The 26,846-nt window shown below is 41.7% G+C and carries 23 protein-coding genes; 8 read left to right on the top strand and 15 right to left on the bottom strand.

Going from position 1 to position 26,846, the window contains the following annotated elements; all coding sequences use genetic code 11:
* Positions 1-525: 525 nt before the first annotated feature.
* On the bottom strand, positions 526-723 hold the full coding sequence (locus ACEQZT_RS09010) for a hypothetical protein (protein ID WP_370089104.1): 198 nt from the start codon (positions 721-723) through the stop codon (positions 526-528).
* 1 nt (position 724) lies between these two features.
* Positions 725-2,329: a class I SAM-dependent methyltransferase gene (locus ACEQZT_RS09005; protein WP_370089103.1), complete on the bottom strand. Its 1,605-nt coding sequence runs from the start codon at positions 2,327-2,329 to the stop codon at positions 725-727.
* Between the two features lie 113 nt (positions 2,330-2,442).
* Here ACEQZT_RS09005 and ACEQZT_RS09000 point away from each other — a divergent pair, with 113 nt between their 5' ends.
* Genes ACEQZT_RS09000 through ACEQZT_RS08985 form a run of 4 tightly spaced genes read left to right on the top strand, consistent with a single transcriptional unit; the run spans position 2,443 to position 5,953 of the window.
* Positions 2,443-4,023, top strand: coding sequence for a peptide chain release factor 3 (locus tag ACEQZT_RS09000; RefSeq protein ID WP_370089102.1), 1,581 nt, complete (start codon positions 2,443-2,445; stop codon positions 4,021-4,023).
* The gene (locus ACEQZT_RS08995; protein WP_370089101.1) at positions 4,023-4,703 is read left to right on the top strand and encodes an RluA family pseudouridine synthase; all 681 of its coding nucleotides are present in this window, start codon (positions 4,023-4,025) and stop codon (positions 4,701-4,703) included. Before ACEQZT_RS09000 ends, ACEQZT_RS08995 begins: the two co-directional genes overlap by 1 nt.
* Positions 4,690-5,001, top strand: coding sequence for a DUF6787 family protein (locus ACEQZT_RS08990; RefSeq protein ID WP_370089100.1), 312 nt, complete (start codon positions 4,690-4,692; stop codon positions 4,999-5,001). The genes ACEQZT_RS08995 and ACEQZT_RS08990 overlap by 14 nt, the downstream gene beginning before the upstream one ends.
* Positions 4,985-5,953 carry an aminodeoxychorismate synthase component I gene (locus ACEQZT_RS08985; protein ID WP_370089099.1) on the top strand — a complete coding sequence of 323 codons (969 nt, stop codon included), beginning with the start codon at positions 4,985-4,987 and terminating at the stop codon, positions 5,951-5,953. Before ACEQZT_RS08990 ends, ACEQZT_RS08985 begins: the two co-directional genes overlap by 17 nt.
* Before the next feature lie 56 nt (positions 5,954-6,009).
* On the opposite strand, the gene ACEQZT_RS08980 is transcribed toward ACEQZT_RS08985, so the two are convergent.
* A complete protein-coding gene (locus ACEQZT_RS08980) occupies positions 6,010-9,261 on the bottom strand; it encodes a glycosyl hydrolase (RefSeq protein ID WP_370089098.1) in 3,252 nt (1,083 codons plus the stop codon).
* A gap of 72 nt (positions 9,262-9,333) precedes the next feature.
* A complete protein-coding gene (locus ACEQZT_RS08975; RefSeq protein WP_370089097.1) occupies positions 9,334-12,252 on the bottom strand; it encodes a CHAT domain-containing protein in 2,919 nt (972 codons plus the stop codon).
* 56 nt (positions 12,253-12,308) lie between these two features.
* On the opposite strand from ACEQZT_RS08975, the gene ACEQZT_RS08970 reads away from it, so the two are divergent.
* Positions 12,309-12,920 (top strand): aminotransferase class IV, encoded by a 612-nt coding sequence (locus tag ACEQZT_RS08970; protein ID WP_370089096.1) that lies wholly within the window; start codon positions 12,309-12,311, stop codon positions 12,918-12,920.
* Here the strand turns inward: ACEQZT_RS08970 and ACEQZT_RS08965 are convergent.
* From ACEQZT_RS08965 to ACEQZT_RS08925, 9 genes are all read right to left on the bottom strand, one after another.
* A complete protein-coding gene (locus tag ACEQZT_RS08965; RefSeq protein ID WP_370089095.1) occupies positions 12,892-14,148 on the bottom strand; it encodes a CHASE2 domain-containing protein in 1,257 nt (418 codons plus the stop codon). The two genes, ACEQZT_RS08970 and ACEQZT_RS08965, sit on opposite strands and share 29 nt — an antisense overlap.
* A gap of 51 nt (positions 14,149-14,199) precedes the next feature.
* Complete coding sequence (locus ACEQZT_RS08960) at positions 14,200-15,219, bottom strand: hypothetical protein (RefSeq protein WP_370089094.1); 1,020 nt, start codon at positions 15,217-15,219, stop codon at positions 14,200-14,202.
* Positions 15,203-15,808, bottom strand: a complete 606-nt coding sequence (locus ACEQZT_RS08955; protein WP_370089093.1) for a hypothetical protein — start codon at positions 15,806-15,808, stop codon at positions 15,203-15,205. Before ACEQZT_RS08955 ends, ACEQZT_RS08960 begins: the two co-directional genes overlap by 17 nt.
* The gene (locus tag ACEQZT_RS08950) at positions 15,780-16,322 is read right to left on the bottom strand and encodes an RNA polymerase sigma factor (protein WP_370089092.1); all 543 of its coding nucleotides are present in this window, start codon (positions 16,320-16,322) and stop codon (positions 15,780-15,782) included. The genes ACEQZT_RS08955 and ACEQZT_RS08950 overlap by 29 nt, the downstream gene beginning before the upstream one ends.
* A 151-nt stretch (positions 16,323-16,473) precedes the next feature.
* Positions 16,474-16,725: an ATP synthase F1 subunit epsilon gene (gene atpC, locus ACEQZT_RS08945; RefSeq protein WP_370089091.1), complete on the bottom strand. Its 252-nt coding sequence runs from the start codon at positions 16,723-16,725 to the stop codon at positions 16,474-16,476.
* Between the two features lie 29 nt (positions 16,726-16,754).
* Entirely contained in the window at positions 16,755-18,263 is a 1,509-nt protein-coding gene (gene atpD / locus ACEQZT_RS08940) for a F0F1 ATP synthase subunit beta (protein WP_370089090.1), read from the bottom strand.
* An 83-nt stretch (positions 18,264-18,346) separates the two neighbouring features.
* Positions 18,347-19,564 carry an ATP-binding protein gene (locus ACEQZT_RS08935; RefSeq protein WP_370089089.1) on the bottom strand — a complete coding sequence of 406 codons (1,218 nt, stop codon included), beginning with the start codon at positions 19,562-19,564 and terminating at the stop codon, positions 18,347-18,349.
* A gap of 36 nt (positions 19,565-19,600) precedes the next feature.
* A complete protein-coding gene (locus ACEQZT_RS08930; RefSeq protein ID WP_370089088.1) occupies positions 19,601-20,917 on the bottom strand; it encodes an ABC transporter permease in 1,317 nt (438 codons plus the stop codon).
* A 21-nt stretch (positions 20,918-20,938) separates the two neighbouring features.
* Complete coding sequence (locus ACEQZT_RS08925) at positions 20,939-21,865, bottom strand: ABC transporter ATP-binding protein (protein WP_370089087.1); 927 nt, start codon at positions 21,863-21,865, stop codon at positions 20,939-20,941.
* Positions 21,866-22,145: 280 nt separating this feature from the next.
* Between ACEQZT_RS08925 and ACEQZT_RS08920 the strand changes: the two genes are divergently transcribed.
* From ACEQZT_RS08920 to ACEQZT_RS08910, 3 genes are read left to right on the top strand one after another with little or no spacing between them, the layout of a single operon-like run.
* Positions 22,146-22,718 (top strand): lysophospholipid acyltransferase family protein, encoded by a 573-nt coding sequence (locus tag ACEQZT_RS08920; protein ID WP_370089086.1) that lies wholly within the window; start codon positions 22,146-22,148, stop codon positions 22,716-22,718.
* Between the two features lie 5 nt (positions 22,719-22,723).
* Positions 22,724-23,011, top strand: coding sequence for an Asp-tRNA(Asn)/Glu-tRNA(Gln) amidotransferase subunit GatC (gene gatC, locus ACEQZT_RS08915; protein ID WP_370089085.1), 288 nt, complete (start codon positions 22,724-22,726; stop codon positions 23,009-23,011).
* A gap of 2 nt (positions 23,012-23,013) precedes the next feature.
* Positions 23,014-25,596, top strand: coding sequence for a hypothetical protein (locus tag ACEQZT_RS08910; RefSeq protein ID WP_370089084.1), 2,583 nt, complete (start codon positions 23,014-23,016; stop codon positions 25,594-25,596).
* 73 nt (positions 25,597-25,669) lie between these two features.
* Here ACEQZT_RS08910 and ACEQZT_RS08905 read toward each other — a convergent pair whose 3' ends face one another.
* Both ACEQZT_RS08905 and gcvH read right to left on the bottom strand, forming a co-directional pair.
* Entirely contained in the window at positions 25,670-26,347 is a 678-nt protein-coding gene (locus ACEQZT_RS08905) for an energy transducer TonB (protein WP_370089083.1), read from the bottom strand.
* Between the two features lie 107 nt (positions 26,348-26,454).
* Complete coding sequence (gcvH, locus tag ACEQZT_RS08900; protein WP_370089082.1) at positions 26,455-26,829, bottom strand: glycine cleavage system protein GcvH; 375 nt, start codon at positions 26,827-26,829, stop codon at positions 26,455-26,457.
* Between the last annotated feature and the right edge of the window lie 17 nt (positions 26,830-26,846).

The following is a 26,846-nucleotide window of genomic DNA, read 5'->3' as shown; positions in this document are numbered from 1 at the left end:
ATGATTTATCTATTGTTCGTTAATTCAAGTTTTGCTTTTGATTTATCAATGGATGTGCCAAAGGAAAAATTGTGACACATTGGCAGGGCCACATAGTGGCCTTTTATTATTTTTTGCCAAAATGGTATGTTAATGGCATCAATTCCCCCTTTGAAGACGGTTCGACCGAGGGTGTGTTGGATTTGCTATGGCAGGGGATGTAAAGATTTTTATGTTCTCTTGAAGAGAGCTGGCAGATTTTCACCTCAGCTAATATCCCTGCTGTCCGCTTTACAAGGTGCCGCTTCCATCAGGTCTAGTTGGATATGGATTTGCCTCGATTTAGATAATCTTGTTCGAGACGTCATTCCTGACGAAATGAAATGGAGTTCAGGAATCTCATTAATTTAGATTAGTAACCCAAAACATTAAGATTCCGGTATTTGACTAGCCGTCTGCATCATTCCTCCAAAACCGGAATGACAAACGAGAGAGAAGCGCTGTTTTCCTATATATTCATCATTCCTGATGAAGCAAAACGGAAATTCAGGAATCTCCATCCCTATCATCGTATCGCTGCTTGATCACACGCACAATCAGCAGCAATACAAACACTGCAACCATGACTATGATAAGTGTATTTTTTACCTCAGTGTGTGAAAATCCGGTCTCTCCAGAATCAATGATTTGATAAATCAAAAAACCTACCATCATGTATAGGACGTATCGAAAAGGTTTTCTCATATCATTTCAAATAGTTAATGCTGACGGTAGCTAGTTCTGAGTCGGGAAATTTTGATCGATGTTTTGGATCAATGGAAAGTCCAGCCTCAGCTACTACCTTGTCAAAGCTATCCAGTTCAAGAATGTATTGGTCAGAAAATCCATGAGTGGCTTCATATGCCGTACTGGCAGTTTTACCAAGATTTGAAGCTGTGAGCTTCGGATCAAGTCCATGGAGTTCAATAACAATCAAGCCAAACTTATAAATATAAGGTTGCCATTTTTTAAAATGTGCTTTCAGGTTGGCCTCTACCTCATTGTTTCTCAAAAGCTTTCCTCTCGATGCAAAGGCGCCCGTTGAAATGCTGGTCTCGGCTATCTTTTCCTCAGTTTCATCCCACATTCTATTATGATCCAGAAAGGTCCGAACATTTAAAAGATCAGAGAGCTCCATTTCATAATTTTCTTTAAGATCCTTTGCTAGCCTGGCTGGATTCCCGATATCACCCCAGATCACCTTGGCCCACACATCTGCATTGATGAGGTTTGTACGCGTCACATCTAGTGCAGCTTTGTTATAATCTGCTCCAACAAGAAATAGCGGATACTCTTCCAGCATCTTTCCTCGCCTGGTTTTATGGAACACCACATCAAAAATGTGAATCAAAAAAGCACCGTTTCCACAACCCATATCCAGTATACCTCTTGGCTGCTCTTCTATCGGCCTGTTAAACAGATCAATGATGATGTCGTCTACCTTTTCAAAGTATGCAACATGGGCACCCCCACTCCCCCAGACATTCATCTCTCGGTCCACTCCTTTTTCCTTTTCGCCTTCAGCTACTTTTAGGAATTCTGGATTCCCAAAGATCAATTCATCCAGACTTCTGAAAGTTGGAATATAGGAGACAGTCACACCGTAGGCTGATGATCTTTTCGCAAAAAATAATCCCTTCTCGGTGAATTTGTAGGTAGTATTTTTCTTTTCAAACCATTGGAGGTGAGTGAAGAAATCAAGAATCTGTTCAAAACTCTCCGGGTCTTGATGATACTCCGAGGGGCTAAATGACATCTCCATAAAATATTTATGAAACATACCTCCCATACCCAATTGCACCGTGCTCGGCCCCACGAGCATACCCTCTATATGATTTAATATTTGCTGCTGTATTTCTCTTTCTTTTTGATCCTTAGAAAGTGGAAAATAGCCTTTCATGAATTTTTTAGCTATCCGATTCCAAACTTCAAAGGGCTCCTTTTCAAATTTTCTAGGATGAAATTGACCGGAAAATTTCATAAGCTCCACCACATCCTTATAATGGCTCATGCTGGCAAAAGCCAATTCACTTTTGTCATTCGCAGAGATGGTAATTCTCCCTGATTCATTATCTACGTGATAATCGAGCCAACCCTGGCAGGCCATCAACCTTAGTGCTACATTGAGGTATCCATTGTTGGCTTTAAAAAGACTACCTAGTTCAAGCAGATCAATAGAATTAGCCTTTAGAATGGGATTAAAAACTCCTTTAGAATAGAGCTCATAAGCTACCGGAGCGATGGCGATACCATCCAGATGTTGGAAAAGCTCACTTCTGTATGCTGCGTTTCTTTTTTTGATTGAATCCATAGTGTATTGTGTCCTCAAATTAATCTCATTTATCGACCCAGACAATCATTCTTTTTATCCCGCGTGAGATGCTCCTGCCTATTGCCTAATTTTGCGCCTCAATATTGATCAATATGACGCTGGAGCAGGAAATAGGTAGACGTAGAACTTTCGGAATCATCGCCCACCCGGATGCAGGTAAAACAACCCTCACTGAAAAACTCCTTCTTTTCGGGGGAGCCATTCAAACCGCCGGAGCTGTGAAGTCTAACAAAATTGATATGGGCACCCGCTCTGACTGGATGGATATTGAAAAGCAAAGAGGTATCTCAGTGGCTACCTCCGTAATGGGGTTTGAATACAAGGATCTGAAGATTAATATTCTGGACACCCCAGGTCACAAGGACTTTGCTGAGGATACTTACCGAACACTTACGGCTGTAGATAGCGTGATCATGGTGATCGACTGTGTGAAAGGGGTGGAGGAACAAACGGAGAAGTTGATGGAAGTGTGTCGCATGCGAAATACTCCGGTAATCTGCTTCATCAATAAGCTGGACCGTGAGGGACAAGATGCATTTTCACTTCTGGACGAAATAGAAGAAAAATTAGACATCAAAGTGCGTCCCATGAGCTGGCCAATAGGGATGGGCAAGACCCTTCGTGGTGTATACAACATCTATGAAAACAATGTCAATCTCTACGAACCCAACAAGCAGAAACGCGTGGACGATGTGGTGAGCATCAAAGGAGTGGATGATCCGGAGTTGGATAAGCGCTTGCCAGAATCTTTAGTTAAAGAGCTCAGAGAAGAAATTGAATTGGTGAATGGAGTGTATGATGATTTTGATGAAAAAACTTACCTGAGCGGAGAAGTTGCTCCGGTCTTTTTCGGAAGTGCCGTAAACAACTTTGGAGTAAGAGAATTGCTTGACTGTTTTACCCAGATAGCGCCTCCGCCAAAACCCAGAGAAACCGAAGAGCGTGAGATTACTCCTGCTGAAAAGAAATTCTCAGGATTCATCTTTAAGATCCACGCCAACATGGATCCAAAGCACAGAAACAGAATTGCTTTTGTACGAGTATGTTCAGGCAAATTCCAAAGAGGAAGCAATTATTATCACGTTCGCCAAAACAAGCAAATCCGCTTTTCAAATGCCACCGCTTTCATGGCACAGCAAAAAGAGACCGTTGAGGAAGCATTCCCTGGAGATATCGTTGGTTTGTATGATACCGGAAACTTGAAAATCGGAGACACGCTGAGCGAGGGAGAGAAAGGACTGTACAAGGGTATTCCATCCTTCTCACCGGAAATGTTCCGAGAGGTCATCAACATGGATGCCATGAAATCCAAGCAACTAGACAAAGGTCTGAGTCAGCTTATGGACGAAGGCCTGGCTCAACTATTTACCTTTGAGCTTGGTTCGAGAAAAGTAGTAGGAACAGTAGGTGCGCTTCAATTTGAAGTTCTTCAACACAGACTTTTGAATGAGTATAGTGCCAATGCGAAATTTGAACCGGTAAACATTTACAAAGCATGTTGGATCAGTTCCAAAGTTCCAGGTAAACTAGATGCCTTTATCAAGGACAAGCAGCGCCATATTGCCAAAGACAAAGAAGGAAAGCTCGTCTTTATGGCAGAGTCAAAAGCATGGTTGCAAATGGTGCAGGACAACTTTCCGGATATTGAGTTCCACTTTATAAGTGAGTTTTAATGAAGCCGCAAGTCAAATACGAAGACAATCACTTGCTGATTGTGGAGAAACCAACCGGATGGCTGGTCCAGGGTGATGAAACCGGTGACGGTACGTTGACTGGCTGGGCGACCGAATACATCAGAAAAAAATACAATAAGCCTGGCAATGTCTTTTGCCAGCCTTGCCACCGACTGGATCGCCCAGTTGGTGGGTTGGTGGTCTTCGCCAGGACCTCTAAAGGACTGGAACGGATGAATAAACTATTCCGTGAGCGTACCATTACCAAAACATACCTAGCTATTGTGGATGGTGTACCAAGCAATCCTGAGCAGGTGCTAAAACACTGGCTGGACAAAGATTTTGAGAAGAACAAGGCACATGCTTACTCCAAACCAAAAGGGAATGCAAAAGAGGCAATTCTTTCCTATCGAATGCTTGCCACACACAGTAAGATCTCATTGCTTGAGGTGAAACCAGAGACTGGAAGACCTCACCAAATCAGAATCCAAATGCGTGAAAATAAGACTCCAATAAGGGGCGATTTGAAATATGGATTCAACAAAGCCAAGCTTGACAAGAGTATTGATTTGCATGCATTTAAATTAGAATTTGAACACCCTATAAAAAAGGAACCGATTAAAATTATTTCGAAACCAAACTGGCCTGATTTCCAGGCGTTTATCAATGAGCTGGATTGAAAAATTAAAGAATAAGTGGGGCCTGGAGAGCAACTGGCAGTTTGTCATTATTATGTTGGTTTTCGCCTGCACAGGAACCACAGTGGTAGTGATCAAGAAGCCTTTGATCCAGCTACTCTTCGAAGATGGTGTGCGTCCGCTATGGTTCCAGATTTCCTACTGGGTTTTAATTCTACCCGTTTACAATGTCATTCTGCTTTTTTACGGATTCCTTTTTAGGCAATTTGACTTCTTCTGGAAATACGAGCAAAAGATGCTGAAACGCTTCGGAATCAAAGTCAATGCTGACAAAGAATGAAGCGATATCGCAACTGAATGATTTGGGGGCGGCTGGTCAGCCGTTTTCTTTTTACTGTGATTTTCTGGGAGAGAGATGGTGTGTTGAAGAAAGTTCATCTCATTTCGAAAATCGATCTTTTCAGCTTTCTATTGGAGATGAGTTACGAGTTGCGAGTTGCGAGCGACCAATCACATTTAAAAAACATCCTGCGAATTTTTTGGAATTCAAAAAAGCATTCGATCAAGTCATCCATCATATCAACATTGGCAACTCATTTCTCACCAACCTCACCTTTGAAACTCCAATTGAAACCAGCCTCACTCTGGAGGAAATATATCAATACTCCAATGCTAGATATAAGCTACTAGCTCCAGATCGGTTTGTGGTTTTCTCGCCCGAAACCTTTGTAAGAATGCAAGATGATCACATCTATTCCTACCCGATGAAAGGAACAATTGATGCAACAATCCCCAACGCGGAAAAAGTTATCCTTAGTGATGTGAAAGAAACGGCTGAGCATGTGACCATTGTGGATCTGATTCGAAATGACCTAAGCCAGGTTGCAAGTGATGTTGAAGTCACCAAGTTTCGATACATCGATACCTTAGAAACGAACGATAAGAAATTACTACAGGTGAGCTCAGAGATAAGAGGCTCACTTGACCCCAGTTGGAAAGAAAATCTGGGCTCTATTCTTTCGAAGCTATTACCTGCGGGCTCAATTTCCGGAGCACCAAAACCAGAAACCGTCAAAATCATTCAGCAGACAGAATCTTACAATCGTGATTTTTATACCGGGATCTGCGGTCATTTTGATGGTCAAACGCTGGATACTGGAGTCATGATCCGATTCATCAAAAAGGAAGGTGATCAGCTCATTTTCTGTAGTGGAGGTGGCATCACCTCATTTAGTGAAGCTGAAAAGGAGTACCAGGAGATGGTGGACAAGGTGTATTTGGCTATTAACTAAAAAGTCACCCAACCACTCTTCGTAATTGGGTGACTCCATTTTAGAAGTTTCAATTTCTATCTCCCCTCAACCCAAGAACCGCCAGCCTCTACAATCCTTTCGGCCAGATTTTTAGCTTTCGCTTGTTGAATCTCCAGCTTTCCGTTCAAACCTGCCAATTGCTTTTGAATGATTTGCATCGTTTCTTTATGTGTCTCAGTAGGCCCATAAGTAGAGGTGGAAATACCCCTCCACAATGCAAACGTTCGATCACCAAGGGTTGGCTTATTTCGTTCTCCTATCTGATTCTTCGCCGGGTTTCCATTCAGCTCCATATCTAACGCATTCAAATCTTTTTGTAAACTTGAAACCTCTGTCATGATATCTGATGAAACGTTGGCGTGAGCAGCAGCATAAAATAGCTTTTCGGCCATTTTGCGAGCATTGGACAATTCAACCCCCAACACATCTACATCTCTGGATAAATCTTCAAACGATCTCCAGAAAGCTACAACTTCACTCATTGAGCTTCCATCAAGTGCCCCGTCCATCATTGGTTCAACTTTCACATTCACAGGACCTGCTATCTGAGTAAAAGTTCCCTGCTCATACTTATTCAGTGTGGCGGTGTAAGTCCCCGGCGCACATAAGAAACCATCCATATCTCCCAAATTGCCATTGAGAGTCAGTGCTTTCGTGTTTCCAACTTTCAAATTCCAGGTCACCCGGTGGAATCCCCGTGTCTTTCCATCAGCCTTTTCCCTATTGATCACATTACCGGATTGGTCTTTGATTTCAACATACACAAAAGGATCCATCTCGCGAGTTTCGTCTGCCAAAGCGTCCCAACCAGGGAATGGGATGTTTCCATTGTTTCCTTTTTCCTGAGCCTGACGCTTTTCTTCCAGGCTCTTCAGGTCTTCCTTCAAATAATAGGTAAAGACTGCTCCAAAATCAGGATTGGGAGCTACATACAATTGCGATCCTTGAGACCCTCTTTTATCATCAAAGTCTAATACCGAGCGCTCAATGTACCACCATGCTTTGCGTGGTTCAAAAAGAGAAGCAGACTCATTCATCTGTGACTGATTCACATTCCTTAAGGCAGAGTAGTCATCCAAAATGTAAAACCCTCTACCAAATGATGCAGCTACCAAATCATTTTCTCTTCGCTGAATAGCCAGGTCTCTAAATGAAATTGTAGGAATACCTCCATTCATTTTTGTCCAGCTACTTCCGCCATTCACAGTGAAATACACACCAAACTCAGTGGCTGCAAAAAGTAAATCCTTATTTACATGATCCTGCACAATACGCCATACCAGATTCTTATCCCCTAATCCATTCTGAATCTTAGTCCATGAATTTCCTTTGTCAGTACTTTTCAAGAGGTAAGGTTTATAGTCGCCTTCCTTGTGATTGTCAAGCGCTACATACAAAGTGCTTTCATCAAAAAGATCTGCCTTCACATCGTTGACGTAGCTCCGTGAGGGAACACCCATGCTACTCACTTCTATTTTTCTCCAGTTTTGACCTTCATTTTCCGTGACCTGAATCAATCCATCATCCGTACCTATGAAAATAACCTGCTCATTTACAGGAGATACTGCGATTGAAGTGATGGTATTAAAATTGGACATGGCACCAACATCCCACGGAGAATCCCAGCTCTGCGTACGTCCCATAATCGGAAGGGTCAATCGCTCCTGATCTCTGGTAAGATCTCCGGAAAGTGCTGTCCAGTTGTCACCACGATTCGTTGATTTCCAGAGACGCTGGGAACCGTGATAAATGGTTGCAGGGTCATGCGGGGATACCAAAATTGGTGCATCCCAGTTGTACCGCTCATAATCTTCATCTTCGCCTGGCTGAGGCATAACATCTGTAACCTCACCTGATTTCAGGTCTATCCGAGAAAGTGTTCCTTGCTGGCGCTGACCATACATAATGTCCGGGTTACCTGGCTCAGTGGCAGGCTGGTGTCCGTCCCAATTGAGGACAACCTTCCAGTCAGCATTTCGAATACCGTGATGATTATCAGTTCTTGAGGGCCCACCCTGAGTACTGTTATCCTGTGTGCCTCCATAGACATTGTAAAATGGCTCTGCATCGTCAACGGCCACTTTATAAAATTGCGTGATTGGCAGGTTTTCCATATAGCGCCAGCTTGCTCCCAAATCAAAGCTTTCGTAAACACCTCCATCAGTTCCTACCAGCAGGTAGTTGGGGTCCGACATTTTAAAAGTGATTGAGTGATTGTCCCCGTGCTTGGCCGTTTCATCCATGTTTTCGAATGTCTTTCCTCCATCCTCAGATTTCATCAAACGATTATTCATCATATACAAGCGATCAAACTTGTGTGGCGAAGCATAGATTTCCTGATAATAGTGTGGTCCTGTTGCACCCGCTACAGCATCTGACATTTTAGTCCAGCTACCACCTCGGTTATCTGATCTCCATACCCCTCCTTTGGTTCGGTTTAGCTCGATTGCTGCATACAATACATCCGGGTTTATAGGTGAAATAGCCAAACCGGTCTTTCCCCACTTTCCTTCTGGTAAGCCTGTTTTCAATTGCGTCCAGGTATCTCCGCCATCTTCACTTAGGTACAGTCTGGACTTTTCTCCGCCACCCATCCAGGCAGCTATCGTTCGGTGATGTTCCCAGGTTACTGCATACACCCTATTCGGATTTCTGGGATCGATAACCATATCGGTCACTCCGGTGTACTGCTCATCACCTAATGTCTTCTTCCAGGATTTGCCTCCATCTGTAGATTTAAAGAATCCACGATCTCCACCCGGGCTCCAAAGTGGCCCCTGTGAGGCAACATAAATAATATTTGAATCGTCCTGATTGACGATGATCTTAGAAATGTGCTCTGAATTTTTTAATCCCATGTTAGTCCAGGATTCACCACCATCAGTACTTCTATATACTCCATCTCCGAAACCTGCATGCCTTCCACCAACATTCTCGCCTGTTCCTACCCAAATCGTATATGGGTTATTTGGGTCGATAGTGACACAGCCTATGGAGTAAACAGATTGATCATCAAAGATTGGCTTGAAGGTGGTTCCTGCATTAGTAGTTTTCCAGACACCACCGGAACCTACAGCCACATACCAAACATTCTCATTGGTGGGGTCAATTGCAATGTCTGCGATCCGACCGGACATGAATGCAGGGCCAATGTTTCGAAATTTGAGATTTGAAAAAAGTTTTGAATCTAGCGGCTCCACCGTACTTGAGCCTCTTCGCTGAGCCTCTACCTGACTTGTGAAGGCCAGAATCACACATGTGAAAAAAGTTAGAATTAAGTGTTTCATGAAAAATAAGGTTAAGGTTTAAACTAAAGTTAGGAAGAAATAAAAGCCTTAACCTACCGCTCGTCAAAAAGCCTAATTCAACATCACAAAGGCACCCCAATAATACGGTTCCGGGAAGGTGTTTCTGAGAGATTTTTGAGCAGCAAAAAAGGCCTCTTCTTTAGGCTTGCCTCCCATCCATTCTTTATAAAAACTGGTCATGAGCTGTTTAGTCGCTTCATCGCTGACTTTCCAAAGACTCATAATAACTGACTCAGCTCCTGCCACTTGAAACGAGCGCTGAAGACCATACACCCCTTCACCTGACTTAATTTCTCCTAGCCCGGTCTCACAAGCACTCAACACAACCAGGTCCGTGTTTTTTAGATCCAAGGTAATCACCTCGTATGCGGTTAGAATGCCGTTGTTGGTTGTATTTACTTCTGTGCCCTGAGTGACCTCTCCCATCGTTTGCTCTGCATTTGCCAGCATCAACCCCGACCTGAGCAATGGATTATCTTTAGCCTGGTTTACTTCTACACCAAACACTTTCTCCCCTGAGGCCTGGCTTTCGGGAAGGAAAAACCCGTGAGTGGCAATGTGAAGAAGAGATGGCGAAGAAATTTTCTTGAACTGCTCCTCTGTTGCTTGATTTTGCATGTAGGTATTTGTGACATATCCTTTTGTTCGGGTTATCTGACTTGCAGCCTCAATTTCAGCCTTTGTACCGGGCAGAGCAGCTAATAATCCCTTTGTTCCAAAATCCGGATAACCAAAAAAGTCAGCTTTTTTTGCGGCAAATCCTTTTCCTTTCGATTTCACAAGATCGCGTGTGCTGGTGTATAGATGTAGGTCAAATGCGTCGGAAACAAAAGAACCGTCACCACGCTGAAGCGCACCAATATTTACCTGAAAATAAATGCCATCTAGTGAAAGATGTACATTTTCTTTTCCGGCAAGCTTTTCGTCCACAGGCCTCCAAAATTTATCGTAGGTAATTCTATCCTGTGCTTTTACTCTGACCATATTAAGATATGCCTTTGCGTATTTGGTATCGAGTTCCTGACCGTTTTCAATCACTATCAGCTCAGGATGTACGCTACTTGAAGTTGCAATCAAAAATGCATAGTTCTTCTGATCAGTGAAGCTTCGATCAAAAACCGGATAACCAATAATTTCAACTGCCGCATCATTAGTGCTAAGCTTCGATTTCACCTCTGTCAGTGTGGTTGTAGGTAGTTTATTAGATTGAGCAAAAGATGAAGAAAGCAAGTTCAACTTCTTCTCCAACTGATTTGCTTCTGCTTCTAAGGCATTAAGATCAATTTTCTGCTCCTCTAGCTGAGCTTTTGAAAAAGAGTAATAGTGAATCAGATTTTCCTTGGCCTCAACCCATTTCTGATAAGTTTCTTTTAATTGCTCATCGCTGCTGTTTAAAATCTGCTCTCTAACCTTAGTGGACGCACTTAACAAGATTCCTTTGGTCTTCAGGTGGATGTTGTACATCTCTGTAAGCAATGAAGGATCATTCGTTGCATTTGCTACTGCGAAAGCATAAAACTTCAAAATGGACGGACGAACTTTAGCCCAGTATTGACCTTTTTCATATTCGCTCATTGCACCAAAGTAGTCTTCCACTAATTGAAGGTTTGCATCAATAACCTTATCAAAACGATTGGCTGCCTCACTAATATTTTCCTGCTTCCATGCTACCACCGCCAGATCTTCCAGTGAGCTCAAATAATCAGGGTGCTTATCACCAAAAAAGCTTAGATACTTCGAGTTTACCTCCTCCAATAGACGATTCGCTTCTGATAGATTTCCTACAAATAGTTGATATCGGGCCAGATTATGCGCTGTTTTTATATAGGCAGGATGATCACGATTATATTTTCGTTCAAAGATCTCCAGTGCATCATTTAGTAGCTGGGCCACCTCGGCTGGCTTGCCAGATTCCATCAAAGTGGACGCCAGGTAATTTTTCACGTTCCCAACATCTGTCTGGTTTTTTGCAAACCGCTTTTCCTTCAGGGTAATGATCTCTCGAAAAATACGTTCCGCTGTTTCGTATTCTCCAGCAGAATAATGGATAAGGCCCTGATTGATTTGAAAACTCACATTATCTCGACCCCTCTCACGAATCTCACCTGCAGCCATGTCAATCGCCTTTTGAATAGTCTTTTTTGCTTCGCTGTATTGACCTATTTCGTTGTATAACAAGGCACGATTGCTTGTAATGATGGCATGAGCCAATGTGCCATTTCGTTCGTTTTTATTGATGATCTCTTCAGATTGATTGAAATAGTTTTCTGCCTCGGTATATCTGCCTTGTGATTGAGCAATAACCGCATGATTATTATAGAGGGACGCTAACGCGATGCTATTCTCACCGATCTCCTCTTTAAAATACTTGGTTGTTTGATTGATAAATTCCTCTGACAGATTATACTTTCCCTCGGCATGGATCACAATAGAAATGTTGGCAATTGTTTTACCTAATGCGTACTTCTCGGGCAAGTTTAAAGTGTCCATATCCACCAGCTTGGTGATATCAAATGCTGAATCTAACAGCGCCTCTGAGGCTCCAATGCCATTGGTGAGCAGACTCAATGCTTCAATAAAATTGACATTTGCAAGATATGGATTGATGTAGATGGACATCTCACCGCTCCGATTCGCATCAAAAGCTTGCTCGTATGTCTCCAAATCCACAGCTTCTGTTTCCTCATCCTCATAATTCTTTGCAATGGTCAGCAAAAGGCTTTCTTTCCCCTCTCTGTTCGCAAAAAAGGAGGCGCGATTTCCCTGAGAAAAAATGTAGTTGTAGTTGGAGGTATCTTTTACCAGCTGCTGATTACGGAAATCAGCCATGCTATTATCCTTTACCAGTGAGCCAGCATCCGCTTCTTCAATCTGGTCTTCCACAGCCTCCTTGAGCTTCTTAAGAAAACTTTGTGAAAATGATGCCATAGACATGAACATCAATAGGACAATCACATAATAACGCTTCATAACGATTAGGAGAATTTTAATATAAAGTTAGAATATTGCAGTGAGATCAGAAACCAATGAGGTTCATAGAGAGCATACTATTGAAAAATGGAGAATACGTTAACCTATCTCTGCATCAGCAGCGAGTAGATCGGGTATTTCAGCACTTTGCTTCCAGTGACAAATCTCATGACCTCCATCGTATTTTACCAGATCTTAAATTAGAAGGTACCTATAAAGCTCGCCTGGTCTATGACATGGATACTGAAGAGGCCGAGTACGATCTTGAGTTTTCAGAGTATCGAGCCAGAAAAATCACATCACTTGAAGTTGTTCATTCGCCACCGTTTGACTATTCAATGAAATTTGAAGATCGATCCAAGATCAATGCATTGGTCAAAAGATCGAAGGCAGATGATGTCATTATTGCGATTGATAACCAAATAACAGATGGCTCCTATTTCAATCTCGTCTTTTGGGATGGTAATAATTGGATCACCCCAGCCACTCCTTTGCTTAGAGGTGTGCGAAGAACACAACTTTTGCAAGAGGGGAAAATAAAAGAAGCACCCGTCCAGGTTTCGGACTTAGGTGCTTTTGAAAAAGTGAGTTTGATCAATGCAATGTTGGACTTAGGAGATCTGGAACTACCTGTGTCCGCTATTGATATTCCCAAAATCGGCGATTGATTTTAAACACTTCCTTTCTCCGTTCTTTTGAAAACAGATTTTTGACTACTCCATGGTAGACTTCTAGTGAATCCCCTGAAAGCGCAATTACAATCATAGCCAGGGTAAAGTCAGCTTTGTAACTGTATATCAGAAGGAGGAAGATCATTAAAGTCCCAAGCCCCATCAACTCGATTAACTGAAAAATCTTGGTGATACCGTCATACCATTTTGGCATTGCTCCATAGATGATCTTAAAAAGAAAAACATTGAAGAGACAAAAAAGAATGGCCAGTATAATCTCCGTTCGCTTTGACATTTGATCGATCGGATCGTCATCCAAAATTTGAGAAATAATATTGGCATGAATGACGCCCCCAAACATATCATTCTTGGCTTTGCCAACATAGTTTTCATTCATAGGTGTGAAATAGAAATCTTCTACCGTTTCTGTATCACCCAGATAGTCCCCCATGAAACACATGATGACGATTTTATCTTTGAATAAATCTGGGGTGAAATTGTTCTCAAATATATCATTTACATCCAAGGCATAGTACTTCATACCGTATTGAGCCGATGAAAAGCTGATAATATTTCCCTTGTAATTGACTGTCTCCACGTCATTGCCTCTAGCCAGGAATTTTTCTGTTTTAATGGAATCGTAAGCATATGCTAACCTGACCGGGAAAGCATACCTTATTTCCCCTTGTACCATTTCTGATGGAGTGAACTCCCTACACATTTTAAGGTCCTCTTGCACTTTGGCGTTTGTAATCAGATTTACATAACCAAGTCGTGCCTCCTGAACAATATGATCCTGAGGTTTGATGGTCATTTCAAATTCACCCTTCTCCTCATTAAAATCAACGAGCTTTTCCCCAATCACTATATTGGGAGTTTGGGACAACACCCTTGTGAGCGCACTGTCTTGGGGCCATTCTTTAGGAGCATCTAACAACACATCTAGTCCAATAACCATGGGCTCAAACTGATTGATGATTTCTATTTGGCGAGCTAGGCCCTCGCGTGAAAGATTGCCAATATTGACCATTACGATTCGCTCATCAGCGATTGGATCTTCTTGGAGTTGAGAGAAAACGATATCGGTAAGTTCAAAGTCAGAAAACATATCCCCAATTGGATCGAAGATGTCAAAAACTTTGAACATAGTAACTGAGGCAAAAAAGCCCATGATACTAAAAATGAAAAGTGAGCAAAGGATGGTGTCAAGGAGGAATCGTTTCATGTGCTAAAATTAGCTGATTCACCCCTTGACACCATCCCCTTTTGGGTAATCTTAGAAGGTCAACCCGAACCTTAAAGCAGGAAATGCCTTTTTGAATCCATCAGTGAAAATTAACTCAGGCGATAACCTTGTCTTGGAAGACTTACGATTGTAGATGGTCAGCTTATAGGTATGCCCTTTATAAAAGCCTCCATTTTGATTGATCAGATATCCAAAACCGATCCCGTATTCCTTTTCGGTCATCGTGTTTATTGCAAAGTATCCGGAAAAAAACCCATTTAAATCTATATCAAACTCATTTTCTTCATTTCTTGATACAAAGTAGTGCTGGGTGTACAAGAGTCCAAATTTGGTTGATGGCTTCCCAAATCGATTTTGAAATCTGAATGACACGTCGTAGCTAATATCAGGAACAAATCGATCTGCGTAGTAACCTAACCCTACACCAGCACTAAACTCAATAAAATCTTTTGGGGTTCCTTTATCAATATTAGTAATGTTTAGTTGGTCAAATTTCATCCTGCCAGACATATCATAGGTCGTTCTCCTAAAGTCAAGCTCATCTTGTTTTTGATTTAATCCTTCCCAAATGGCCTCTACGTCAACGGATTTGATTAAGTCCAGATCATCCAGATCATTAACCGCAAACGAAATGGCAACTTTAGGTTGATACACTTCAAACTCGTACCTATCTGACCTATATTCCTTCATTTCCTCTCTTCCAATCAAAAAAACATCCGCGTTGCTTTCTATAGGTTTTACCTGGACTTTAGCCATTTCCTCACCCATTTGATCAATGGTGCGATAACTCACTACTACTCCGCCATTGTAATCAGATGATTTCGCGGCTGTTTCCATTACATTAAGAATCGAATTCCACAACTCATTTGTCAAGTAAGAATCTCCGCTTGATGCACGATACAGGGCAACCTTAAGGTCAATTTTAGCCTCTGTTTCTATTATTAATGTATCTGGATATATCGATTCGTTGGACTTTTGTGCGAAGGCACCAAAAGAAAATAAGAGTAAAATGATCGATATTTTTATTTTGGATTTATTTATTCTTTTCATAGAGCTTAATTTTTAATGCTTGGTATTTAACATTTATTTCATCGGGAGATTTCTGCCACTGAGCTCTAATGGTGATTGTTCTTCCTTTTTCAACCGTAGGCTGCTCGAGACTTGCCTGGATGATTGAAATATCTTCTACCGCAAATGCGGTGCTTTTAATTTCCTTTGGATTCTCCTGTACTATTGGTACCAGAGATAATTTTTTCATTGGAATCTCTGCTATCTGAGCAGGAGCTATTTCTTTTCTTGCCAATGATCGAATTTCTTGTATTTTGACTTCCGGAATGACTTCCTCTTCACTTTGCTGCTGTAGAGTATGTATTTCTTCAATGATGGTTGGTTCAGTGGCTGAAATGGTTGGGATGGCTTCAGAATCATCCTTCACTAGACTAATTGGAAAGAACATAATTCCTATGAGCAAACAAGCAGCCACCAGCCACCAGTATAAGCCGACCTTTCTCTTGTCCAATCGTTGCTCCAGCTTAGTCCATACCGCAGCTTCATCAAATTTGAAGTCTAAATCAGCATTGGAAATATGATCTAGTTTTTCTGATAGTTTATCAAGAGCCATATTCTTCGTTTTTTTCATTCAACATTTCTCTTAGAAGCTTCTTGGCTTTAAAGAGCTGAGATTTTGAAGTACCCGTTGAAATTTCCAGTTGCTCAGCAATTTCCTGGTGGGAATACCCTTCTACCTCGTGGAGATTGAATACCGTCCGATAACCCACAGGTATCGATCGAATCATCTTAAGCAAATCCGCAGTTTCCAGACTCTTCAGCGGAGATATGTCAATCTCTTTATCCAAATCTTCATTGATCGACATGATCTGAATCTCTTTATTTTTCCGAAGCTTCATTAATGCTTCATTGATCATGATTCGTTTGACCCACCCGAAAAAGGCTTTATCATTTTCATAGTCAAGTCTCTCAAGATTCTTAAACACTTTGTAAAACCCCTCTAAAAGCACATCTTCGGCATCTTGCTGATTTTTCATATACCGAATGCAAACCCCCATCATCGGTGCACTTAGCTGCTGATAAAGCAAGCGTTGCGCATTACGATCTCCGGATCTACATTCTTTTATTAGGTGTTCGGTATTCAAGTGTCCGTGTTTGGTAGTAGAATGAGGATAGAGTGTATTTGGTTGCCTGGAAACTAAAAAAGAACCAGGTTTTAATCAATCCTTCATGCCAAAAACAAAAAAAGCCATCTGCTAGCTAGCAGATGGCTTTTAATATTTTAATATCTAATTACTATTCGCTGAAAATCTTTTCTACAAGCACATTTACCTTATTGTTCATCACTTCTACAACTCCACCTTCAACTAACATGTGAACCTCTTTCTCCTTCTCTTGCTTGTACCGAATATCTCCTTTTCCTAAGGTAGAAACCATCGGAGCGTGATTGTTTAAAAGTTGAAAAGATCCATCACTTCCAGGAAATGATGCACTCACAACTTCACCCTCAAATACTTTCTCGTCTGGTGTTACAATCTCTAAAAACATAGTTTTCTATTTTCAGGTCACGCAGTGACTTAGGCGTTTGCTTCAGCCATCAACTTCTCACCTTTCTCTATAGCTTGCTCAATTGTACCTACAAGGTTGAAAGCAGCCTCAGGTAGGTGATCAAGCTCACCATCCATGATCATGTTGAATCCTTTGATGGTATCCTTGATATCTACCAATACTCCTTGAAGACCGGTAAACTGCTCTGCTACGTGGAAAGGCTGAGAAAGGAATCTCTGTACCCTTCTAGCTCTGTGTACCACTTCCTTATCTTCATCAGAAAGCTCGTCCATACCAAGAATGGCAATAATATCTTGTAGTTCTTTGTATCTCTGAAGAATCTCTTTCACTCGTTGCGCACAGTTGTAGTGATCATCACCCAAAATATCCGCGCTCAAGATTCTTGATGTTGAATCCAAAGGATCCACTGCTGGGTAAATACCTAGCTCAGCAATCTTTCTTGAAAGTACAGTTGTTGCATCTAAGTGAGAGAATGTCGTAGCAGGTGCCGGGTCAGTCAAGTCATCCGCAGGTACATAAACAGCCTGTACGGAAGTAATTGATCCTCGTTTGGTTGAAGTAATTCTTTCCTGCATCAGCCCCATCTCCGTTGCTAGTGTAGGCTGGTATCCTACCGCAGAAGGCATACGTCCAAGAAGTGCTGATACCTCAGAACCTGCCTGAGTGAATCGGAAGATGTTGTCTACGAAGAAAAGAATATCTTTTCCTTTTCCTTCTCCATCACCATCTCTATAGTGCTCAGCAACGGTCAATCCTGAAAGTGCCACTCGAGCACGTGCCCCAGGAGGCTCATTCATCTGACCAAATACGAATGTTGCTTTAGAGTCTTTAAGCCTTTCTTTATCTACTTTAGACAGGTCCCATCCACCTGCTTCCATTGATTCTTTGAATTCCGGACCGTAATCCACGATTCCAGCTTCGATCATCTCACGAAGAAGATCATTACCTTCTCTTGTTCGCTCACCTACTCCTGCAAATACAGACAAACCACCGTGTCCTTTTGCGATGTTGTTGATCAACTCCTGAATCAATACGGTTTTTCCAACACCCGCACCACCGAATAGACCAATTTTACCTCCTTTTGCATAAGGCTCTATAAGGTCAATTACCTTAATACCTGTGAAAAGTACCTCAGTAGCTGTAGACAAATCTTCGAACTTAGGTGCATCTCTGTGGATTGGAAGACCATTGGTGTTATCCACCTGCTCCATCCCATCAATAGCTTCTCCTACCACGTTGAAAAGACGCCCTCTGATTGCCTCACCTGTAGGCATTTTGATTGGTGAACCTAGATCAATAACTTCAGTTCCACGGCTCAGCCCATCAGTTCCTTCCATTGCGATAGTTCTTACCGCTTCTTCACCCAAGTGCTGCTGCACCTCCAAAACTACTTCTGTACCGTCTGGACGAGTCACTTTAAGTGCGTCCATGATGTTAGGAAGCTTTGAGCCTTCAGCACTAAAGCTTACGTCTACTACCGGACCAATAACCTGGGTTACCTTACCTTTATTTGCCATTATTCTTGTGGTTATAAAATGGGGTTGTTTGAAATTTGGTGCGAAATTAAGGGAAAAAACCATAAGGAAAAAGGATTTTCATCCTATCCATTTAGGTAAATTCTGAAAGTTGTACCCTTACCAATTTCTGAGTGTTTTATGAAAATTTTTCCTTGGTGATATTGCTCGATGATCCGCTTGGCTAGTGTTAGCCCTAAGCCCCAACCTCTCTTCTTTGTGGTATACCCTGGCCGAAACACATTCTTGATTTTAGATTTAGCGATACCCTTTCCTGTGTCTTGAACATCTACCGCAATCCGCCCTTCATTGGCACGAAGGATGCTGATGTTGATTGATCCCTTACCCTCCATAGCGTCAGCTGCATTTTTGCAGAGATTTTCTATCACCCATGCAAACAGTGACTGATTGATTTTCGCTTCAATATCCCGATTGGGGAATGAAGAAACTGTCATCATAATCTTAGTGGATAGTCGTTTCTGAAGATACACCACTATATCATCGATCACATCAACAATATTAAGCTGAGACAATTGTGGCTCGCTACCAATACTCGAAAAGCGATCGGTAATGACACCAAGACGATCTACATCCTTATCAAACTCAAGCAAAGCTTCTTTTTGCTCAGGGTACAAATCTTTGAAATATTCTGACCATGCCATCAAAGATGACAAGGGTGTCCCGAGCTGATGAGCAGTTTCCTTAGCCAGACCTACCCAAACCCGATCCTGCTCTACCCTTTTGATGTAATTCAGCACCATAAATATGACCACTCCGAAGAGTCCAATCACGGAAAGTTGAATGTATGGGTAGTAGCGAAGTTGATTGAGTAAAAAGGAGTTTTTGTAGAAAATATACTTGTGCCCGTAAATATTGTCCTGATCGTCCTTGAGTGTAACCTCAATGGGTGGATGTGCTTCTTTCATTTCTAAAATTTCAGCTTTCAGAAACTGCATCCTTTCTTCCTGATCTGTATAACGATCAGCTTTATCCAGATTTCGATAATCCTCCGGAACCTCATCTTCATTGGTTAGAATCACTGGAATTGAATGATTGGCTGCTACGATCTCATCCAGGATCAAAAAGAAATTGACATTTTCACTTTCATTGGCCAGAAACTCCAGTGAGCTGGCATAGATCTCAATTTGCCTCTGCTCACGATCCCTGATCTGCTCCACGAGACTATTGGTGTAGAGAATGGAACCAAAGCTTATAACAATAGCAAACCCCACTACGAGCCACTTTAAGTGGGGTCGTAGTGGGGCTAGCGTATTGCCTGTGGCTTCTGTAAACTTCTTTTTCAAAAGGTGATCGTTTGGTTAAAAATAACCACGATCAGATTAATTCTTTTGCATTAGCCATTTAGCAAGCACCTTGTAGTTCACTTTGGTTCCATGCATCAGGATACCTATTCGGTAGATTCTACCTGCCAACCATAGTGTGAAAAGGAAGCCACCTACCAGAAGGACCATACTTAGAGCTATCTCCCAGGCAGGGACACCAAACCCGATTCTTCCCATCATGACAATGGGTGAGGTGAATGGAATAATGGAAAGCCAAAAACTGACTGTGCCATGGGGGTCTGGAAACACAAACATCATTAACCCCATCAACCCAACAATGATCGGCATCATAATCGGCATCATGAACTGCTGAGCATCTGCCGGCGTGTCTACTGCAGAACCTACTGCGGCAAACAAGGCTCCATAAAGAAGATATCCTCCGAGGAAGAAGAAAACAAACAACAGAACAATTTTGGTGACAGGAATATCATTGATGATGGACATTATCTCCTGAACTTTCGCGTTGCTCTGTACCGCGGTTGCTTCACCATCTACTCCTTGCATCATCTGGGCTGTTTCCGTTGGATCCATACTAAGACCGAAAGCCGCCATCCCTGCAAATGAAATGACGCTCATCAAAATCATCCAAATAATGAACTGCACCACCCCCACAGAGGCTACACCTACTACTTTTCCAATCATCATATGAAATGGCCGAACCGTAGAGACAATTACTTCCACAATCTTGCTGTTTTTCTCTTCGATCACGCCCTGCATTACTTGTGCCCCATATGCAAAAAGGAAAATGTAAATCAAGAAGCCCATCACATAACCTATCCCGAAGGTCACTCCTGAGTCGCTTTTTTTCTCATCACCTGCTTCACTCAGGTTAAATGATTCGATTTGAACAGAAGTTTTGAGCTCATCAAGCTGTGCTTCTGTCAAACCTGACCTGGTCAACTTCACATCTCTGATCTGGCCTTCTATTTTATTCTCAAAACCGTCCACAAGATTTACCCCCGGAGAGGTGTGGGCATAAAATTTAAACCCCGCTGGATTATTAATGTCAAATTTTGGAATGTAAATGAGTGCAAAGTCATCTGACTTGCTAAATCTAGCCTTAGCAGAATCCAAAGGACCTTCCACTAGTTGATAGTCATAGCTTTCTGTATCCTCGAAGTTCAGCAACTCACTCTCATCCAGCACATGGATAACTTCAATCTCCCTGTTTTTTTCATTTTGAATGGCCAGGTAAACCATTCCTCCAATAATGGCAGGAAAAAGAAGTGGCACTAAAATGGTCGCAAGTAGGAAAGACTTCTTCTTTACCCGACTCATGAATTCACGCTGAATTACTAAAAATATCTTGTTCATTTGATTGTCTTTTGTTGGTGATTAGGCTTCTACTAACTCTGGATTCTCTCCTTTTACAAGGGAGATAAAAATATCATTCATGCTAGGAATACGCTCTACAAACGAGTGAATCTCCACCTGATTGATTAGTTGCTTCAGGAGTTCGTTTGGATTGCCATCTGATGAATATTGCACCAAAGACTTTTTCAATCCTCGACCAATATCTTCGGTGCTTATCAACTCAAATCCAGCTCCACCTTTTACTTCTCCTTCTTTATATTCTACATAGTAGGTGCCATCCCTGAATTTTTCCTTGATATCAACTTTAGATCCATCCAGAATTTTCTCAGACTTATTAATCATCGCGACATGATCGCAAAGCTGCTCTACAGACTCCATGCGGTGAGTAGAGAAAATTATCGTTGCACCTTTATCACGAAGCTCTAAGATTTCGTCCTTAATCAGGTTGGCATTTACTGGGTCAAAACCAGAAAATGGCTCATCCAAAATGATCAATTTAGGTTCATGCATCACAGTAGCAATGAACTGGATCTTCTGAGCCATCCCTTTGGAAAGATCTTCAACTTTCTTGCCCCACCAGTCTAGAATCTCCAGCTTTTGGCACCAGGCCTTTCCTCTTTTGGAAGCTTCTCTAAGAGATAAACCCCTGAGCTGACCAAGATACACGAGCTGTTCACCCACCTTCATCTTTTTATAAAGCCCTCTTTCTTCTGGGAGGTATCCAATATTTCGGATATGCTCAAGGTTGAGCGGAGACCCATCAAATAAAATTGAACCCTGGTCTGCTTCAATGATTTGATTTATGATTCGGATTAATGTCGTTTTTCCAGCGCCATTAGGCCCCAACAATCCAAAGATGGTTTTCTCTGGAATTTCCATGCTCACGTTGGACAGTGCCTGATGTTCACTATAAGATTTACTTATGTTTTCTACTTTTAATAGACTCACGGTGATTTTGTTTTTTGATCATCAATTCACGAATCTATTAAAATATTACACATTCCTACTTTTTTTTCTACTGACTGGATTTTGGGGCTAATTTAGTGGCCTAATTGCACACCTAATCGGCAAGATGATTTTAAGACGATTGTATTCGTTCTGGGCCATTTTTTCCATGGTCTTTTTCTTTTTATTACTAATCGTTCCATTACTTCTAATGGTACCGTTTAGGTCATTGCACAAAGTGGCACTAAAAATCAACTGTCTTTGGGCGTGGTGTTTTTTGAAAATGGCTTTTATACCCGTCCATCAGGAGTGGAGGTTTAAGCTTGACAAGAGACAGCAATATATCCTGGTTGCCAATCACTTCTCTTACCTAGATATTCCAATTTTGGGATTGTTCCCGCTGGCCTTCAAGTTCGTGGGAAAAAGCTCTTTAGCGAGGATTCCAATTTTTGGATATATGTACCGAACCCTGCATATCACCGTTAATAGATCAAGCTATAGGAGCAGGGCTGCAAGTTTGGTAGAGGCGAGAGAGCAAATAAAGAAGGGATTCAATCTGGGTCTTTTTCCGGAAGGAGGGATAAGGCTGGAGCATTACCCTAATATGGTAGAGTTTAAGGATGGCGCTTTCAAGCTCGCGGTGGAAAACAACCTACCTATTATCCCCGTAACCATGCCGGACAACTATAAGATATTACCTGATAATGATCTACTAAATATTCGCAGAAAGAAATGCCGAATCATTTATCATGAGCCTGTCTGGCCTAGAGGATCATCGGATGAATCAACCAGACAACTAAAAGATGAGGTTTTTCGTGTCATTCAGACTGAACTCATTAAGTCTAACGATCTTTGAGATTTATGAAACTCACAAAAGAAATACTTCAAAAAACAGCACATCTGGCCAGACTAGAATTTGATGAGCATAGTCAACAGCAAATGCTGGATGATCTTCAAAAGATGGTAGACTGGGTGGACAAATTAAAAGAGGTGAATACAGATGGAGTAGAACCACTTACTGGAATGTCCTCAGAAATCAACAAATTCAGAGAAGATGAGGTAGCTCTACATCTACCAAGAGAAAAAGGGCTTAAAAATGCACCTCAAGCAGATCAAGAATATTTCAGAGTTCCAAAAGTTATCAATTAATCGTGACTGAATCTTCAAAAAAACCTATAACAGGTCTATTCATTGCCTGTTTGCTTTTCATGCTGTGGGCCTACATGGGTGGCTATGATCATTCCATCCAATGGGAAGTAACAACCACTGGTGAAGTGATCGAATTCCCAGCCTGGTCATTGAAGACGGATCTGATGACCCATGAAATAATAGGTGAAAAATACCTTTTGAGTGAGCGTTACTCCGGCAGTGAGATTACAAGAAATCTAACGACGGATCAGGTTCTCCTTAGCCTTATGTGGATTGCTCTTTGTGTGACCTTGTCAGCGTCAACCTACCTAAAACGCTATGCATTTTTTGCGACGGTGGCGCTCTTTGCATTGTTCTTGAACCGACTAAATCTCTTTGAGGTCGGGTTGTTTGGAATACAATCCAGGCTGATTGTGATGATTCCATTCATTCTCTTGATCACCCCGTTGATCATTTTCCATGAATATCAGAAATCAACAAAATTTCTGGTCAGACTTGTGGTGTTATTGATTTCGAGTCTCATTCTGCTCCTGGGTGTAAATAATGCAGCACTCTTTACAGATCATCTCATAGCCCATTCCATTTTTGGTTTTACTGTTTGCGGCCTGATATTTCTATTTATCGTTTCGGAAGAAATTGTTTTTAGCATTCTGTATGTAATTACTTCTGGGAAAGGAGGAAAAAGCAATCACTTGCACTTCTTGATTCTTTCGATGGTTTATTTGGGCAACCTCGTTTTGTATTACCTCAATAAATCAGGACTCTTCGAGAACAGTTTTTTCTTTTTCGATCCGTTCATATTGCTTACAATCACGTGCATCATCAGCCTCTGGAGTCTCAGGTTTAAGGCTGGATTTTTGAGTAGTCACCTTTCCAGCAATACACTTTACACGCTTACACTAAGCCTGGGGGTTATTTTGCTCACATTTATCTCTCATCAAATGATACGAGGTAATGATGCGGTTTATCAGGCCTTTCATTATTTCATCTTGTACTTTCATATTGGGTTTGGTGCGCTCTTCTTTCTCTACATCATAGGAAACTTTATAGACCCACTTATCAAAGGATATGAAGTACATAAGATCGCATACAAGGAACGAAACTTTCCTTATGCCAGTGCGAGACTGGGCGGTTTCTTCGCAGTGTTGGCTTTCTATTTTTTAGCCGGGCAGGAGCCTTACAATTTGTTGAAGTCAGGCTATTACAACTATCTCGCTCAAGAGGCTAAGACTGAAGGGAACCCATTACTTGCTAAGGAATACATCCTTCAAGCCACCTATCTTGGATACAATACGCACTACGCTAACTACACACTCGGCTGGGAAGAACAGAAAAAGAATGCTGACTATCCAGCTAAAACGTACTTTCATAGTGCAGCTCAGCGATTTCCATCACCCTATGCCCTGGTAAACTATGGAAATCTCGATTCTGAAATCAATCCGAATAAAGTGCAAGCCATCTATGAAGAGGCTCTGAGAAATAATTCCAGCGGTGAAATGGAAAATAATTTGGGTGTTTTGCACATGCACAAGGGTGAGCCAGACAGAGCCTTGACCTACTTTGAAAATGCTGCTCCTAAAGATGATTGGAATAATGCTCCCCTAGTAAATAAATGGAGCGCTCTCAAAAAGCTTAATCTGATAGATTCAGCTAATCTAAATGATGATTACAGCAGTAGTAATTTTGGAGTCAAAGCCAATATCCTGACCTCACAATTTGATGATTCTCAACTTCAATTTGATTATGAGGGAATTGAAGAAGCGAAGCATCTACTACGCCATGCTTACTTACTAAATGGGGCTTACCTTTTTTCACACGATTCACTGGAAAGCATAGCTCGCAGAGAAATCGAAAAGTCAACAGATGGCACGTTCAATGATCGCTTGAGGAAAGCCCTTGCCATTCACCTCTACAATAAAGGAGCAGTAAATGAAGCTTTTATGATGCTCGATTATCTTCAGGCAAATACACATCAGTATTACAAAGGAGCCTATCTTGATGCTCTGGGGAAATTTGCATTGGATCAGCAAGCCTACAGATTGGCGCAAGAGTTTTTTGAAAAAGCTATTGATGTTAAGTACACACAATCGACTTTTGGTAGACTAGAAGCAATGGCTGCAAGGGGAATGAAAGACGAAGTGCCTGCAGAACTTCTCAAAATTTTGAAAAGAAATCCTGAGCTCACTTCAGCGGCTAACCAATTTTTAGATCGATTGGAACACTATAGTCCTAAACCAAAAAAGTCTTATTCTATTCCAATACTCGACAGCCTGAATTCAGAAGAACTGATAAGTCTTGGCAGAATGAATGCTTTTCGGGAAAATCAGGTGCTGGCCGTGGTGGATGAACTCAAAAAGAGAGAAACTTCTGGGGGTTACGAACTTTTAGTTGACGCGCTTGAAATAAATCCTTACAGTGCCAGGCTTCTAAAAAGATATATTCTTGAGGCTTTGGAATGGAACCTAATTGAGTACGCTGATCAGGGTCTGGCTAGACTAAAGGATCTTGTTACTTCAGATGAGTACTCAGAGTTCAAGCTAACATACGAGAAGAAGAAGAAAGAGCAAGAAGAAGCAGCGTGGTGAAGCTTCTGAGGAGGGTACAAAAAAAGCCTCTTGATTTCTCAAGAGGCTTTTTTAATTTATTTATTATCTATACTTAGTTAGCAAACTTGAATAGAATATTCTGAATCATTTTCTGACGAACAGGCTTACCTCGCTGCTTACCAGGCTTCCACTTTGGAGACTCTTGAAGTACTCGCACCGCTTCTTCATCACATCCTGCTCCGATACCTTTCACCACGTGAATGTCAGTTAGTCTGCCATCTCGCTCCACTACGAACTGAACGAATACACGTCCTTCGATACCCATACGCTGCGCTTGTCTTGGGTATTTAAGCTCTTTCTTCAGGTACTCATAGAAAGCTGTAATTCCTCCAGGGAATGATGCTGACTCCTCCACAATTGTGAAAATCTCATCAACGTTTTCCTCCTCAGGAGCTTCTTCGAATACGATCTCTTCTACTACCGTTTCTTCAGTCACCTCTACATCGAGCTCAACTTCAATTTCCTCTTCGATTTCTTCCTCATCCGGAACCTCTATGATTTCCGGGATTTGAACTTTTGGAGGTGGGGGAGGTGGCTGCTCAGTTGGTGGAATGTCGATGATATCTTCAAAATCATCATCCACGTTACCCAGATCCATCAGGCCTGAATCATCATATGTCTTCCACTCGAAAGCCACAATAATCAGCAATAAGCTGGCAGCCATTCCAATATTCAGGAATAACCCTGACTGTCTGGAAAGGTCTATTTTTGGATTTTTTTTCGGTTCCATATTCCTTCTTTTGTGAAGTTGAACATCAAATATATGCCCTTCAATTTTTATATACCAAAAGAGCGACGGTATTTAACAAATACAAACAAAAAACATTCCAAAATTTCTTAACCCCCAACTTCTGCCTTATAATCTTCGGCAGAAATCAAGTGATCTCCTCGATCTGAAATTTTGATCTTAATCATCCAGCCATCGCCATAGGGATCTGAATTGACCACCTCAGGATTTGACTCTAGTGACCCATTTACTTCTATCACCTCACCAGACACAGGCATGAAAAGGTCAGACACAGTCTTCACAGCTTCCACCGTTCCAAAGACCTCACCGGCATCCAGCGATTCGCCTTCTGTTTCAATTTCAACATAAACGATATCACCCAACTCGCCCTGGGCAAAATCGGTAACGCCAACAGTGGCCACATCACCATCTATTTTCACCCATTCGTGATCTTTGGTGTAAAGTAAATCTGCAGGAATATTCATTTTTAGATTGATTTTAT

Origin of the sequence: Ekhidna sp., assembly GCF_964218185.1 — a bacterium.
In the GTDB taxonomy this organism is placed as follows: domain Bacteria; phylum Bacteroidota; class Bacteroidia; order Cytophagales; family Cyclobacteriaceae; genus Ekhidna.
This window is presented reverse-complemented; position numbering and strand designations above follow the sequence as displayed.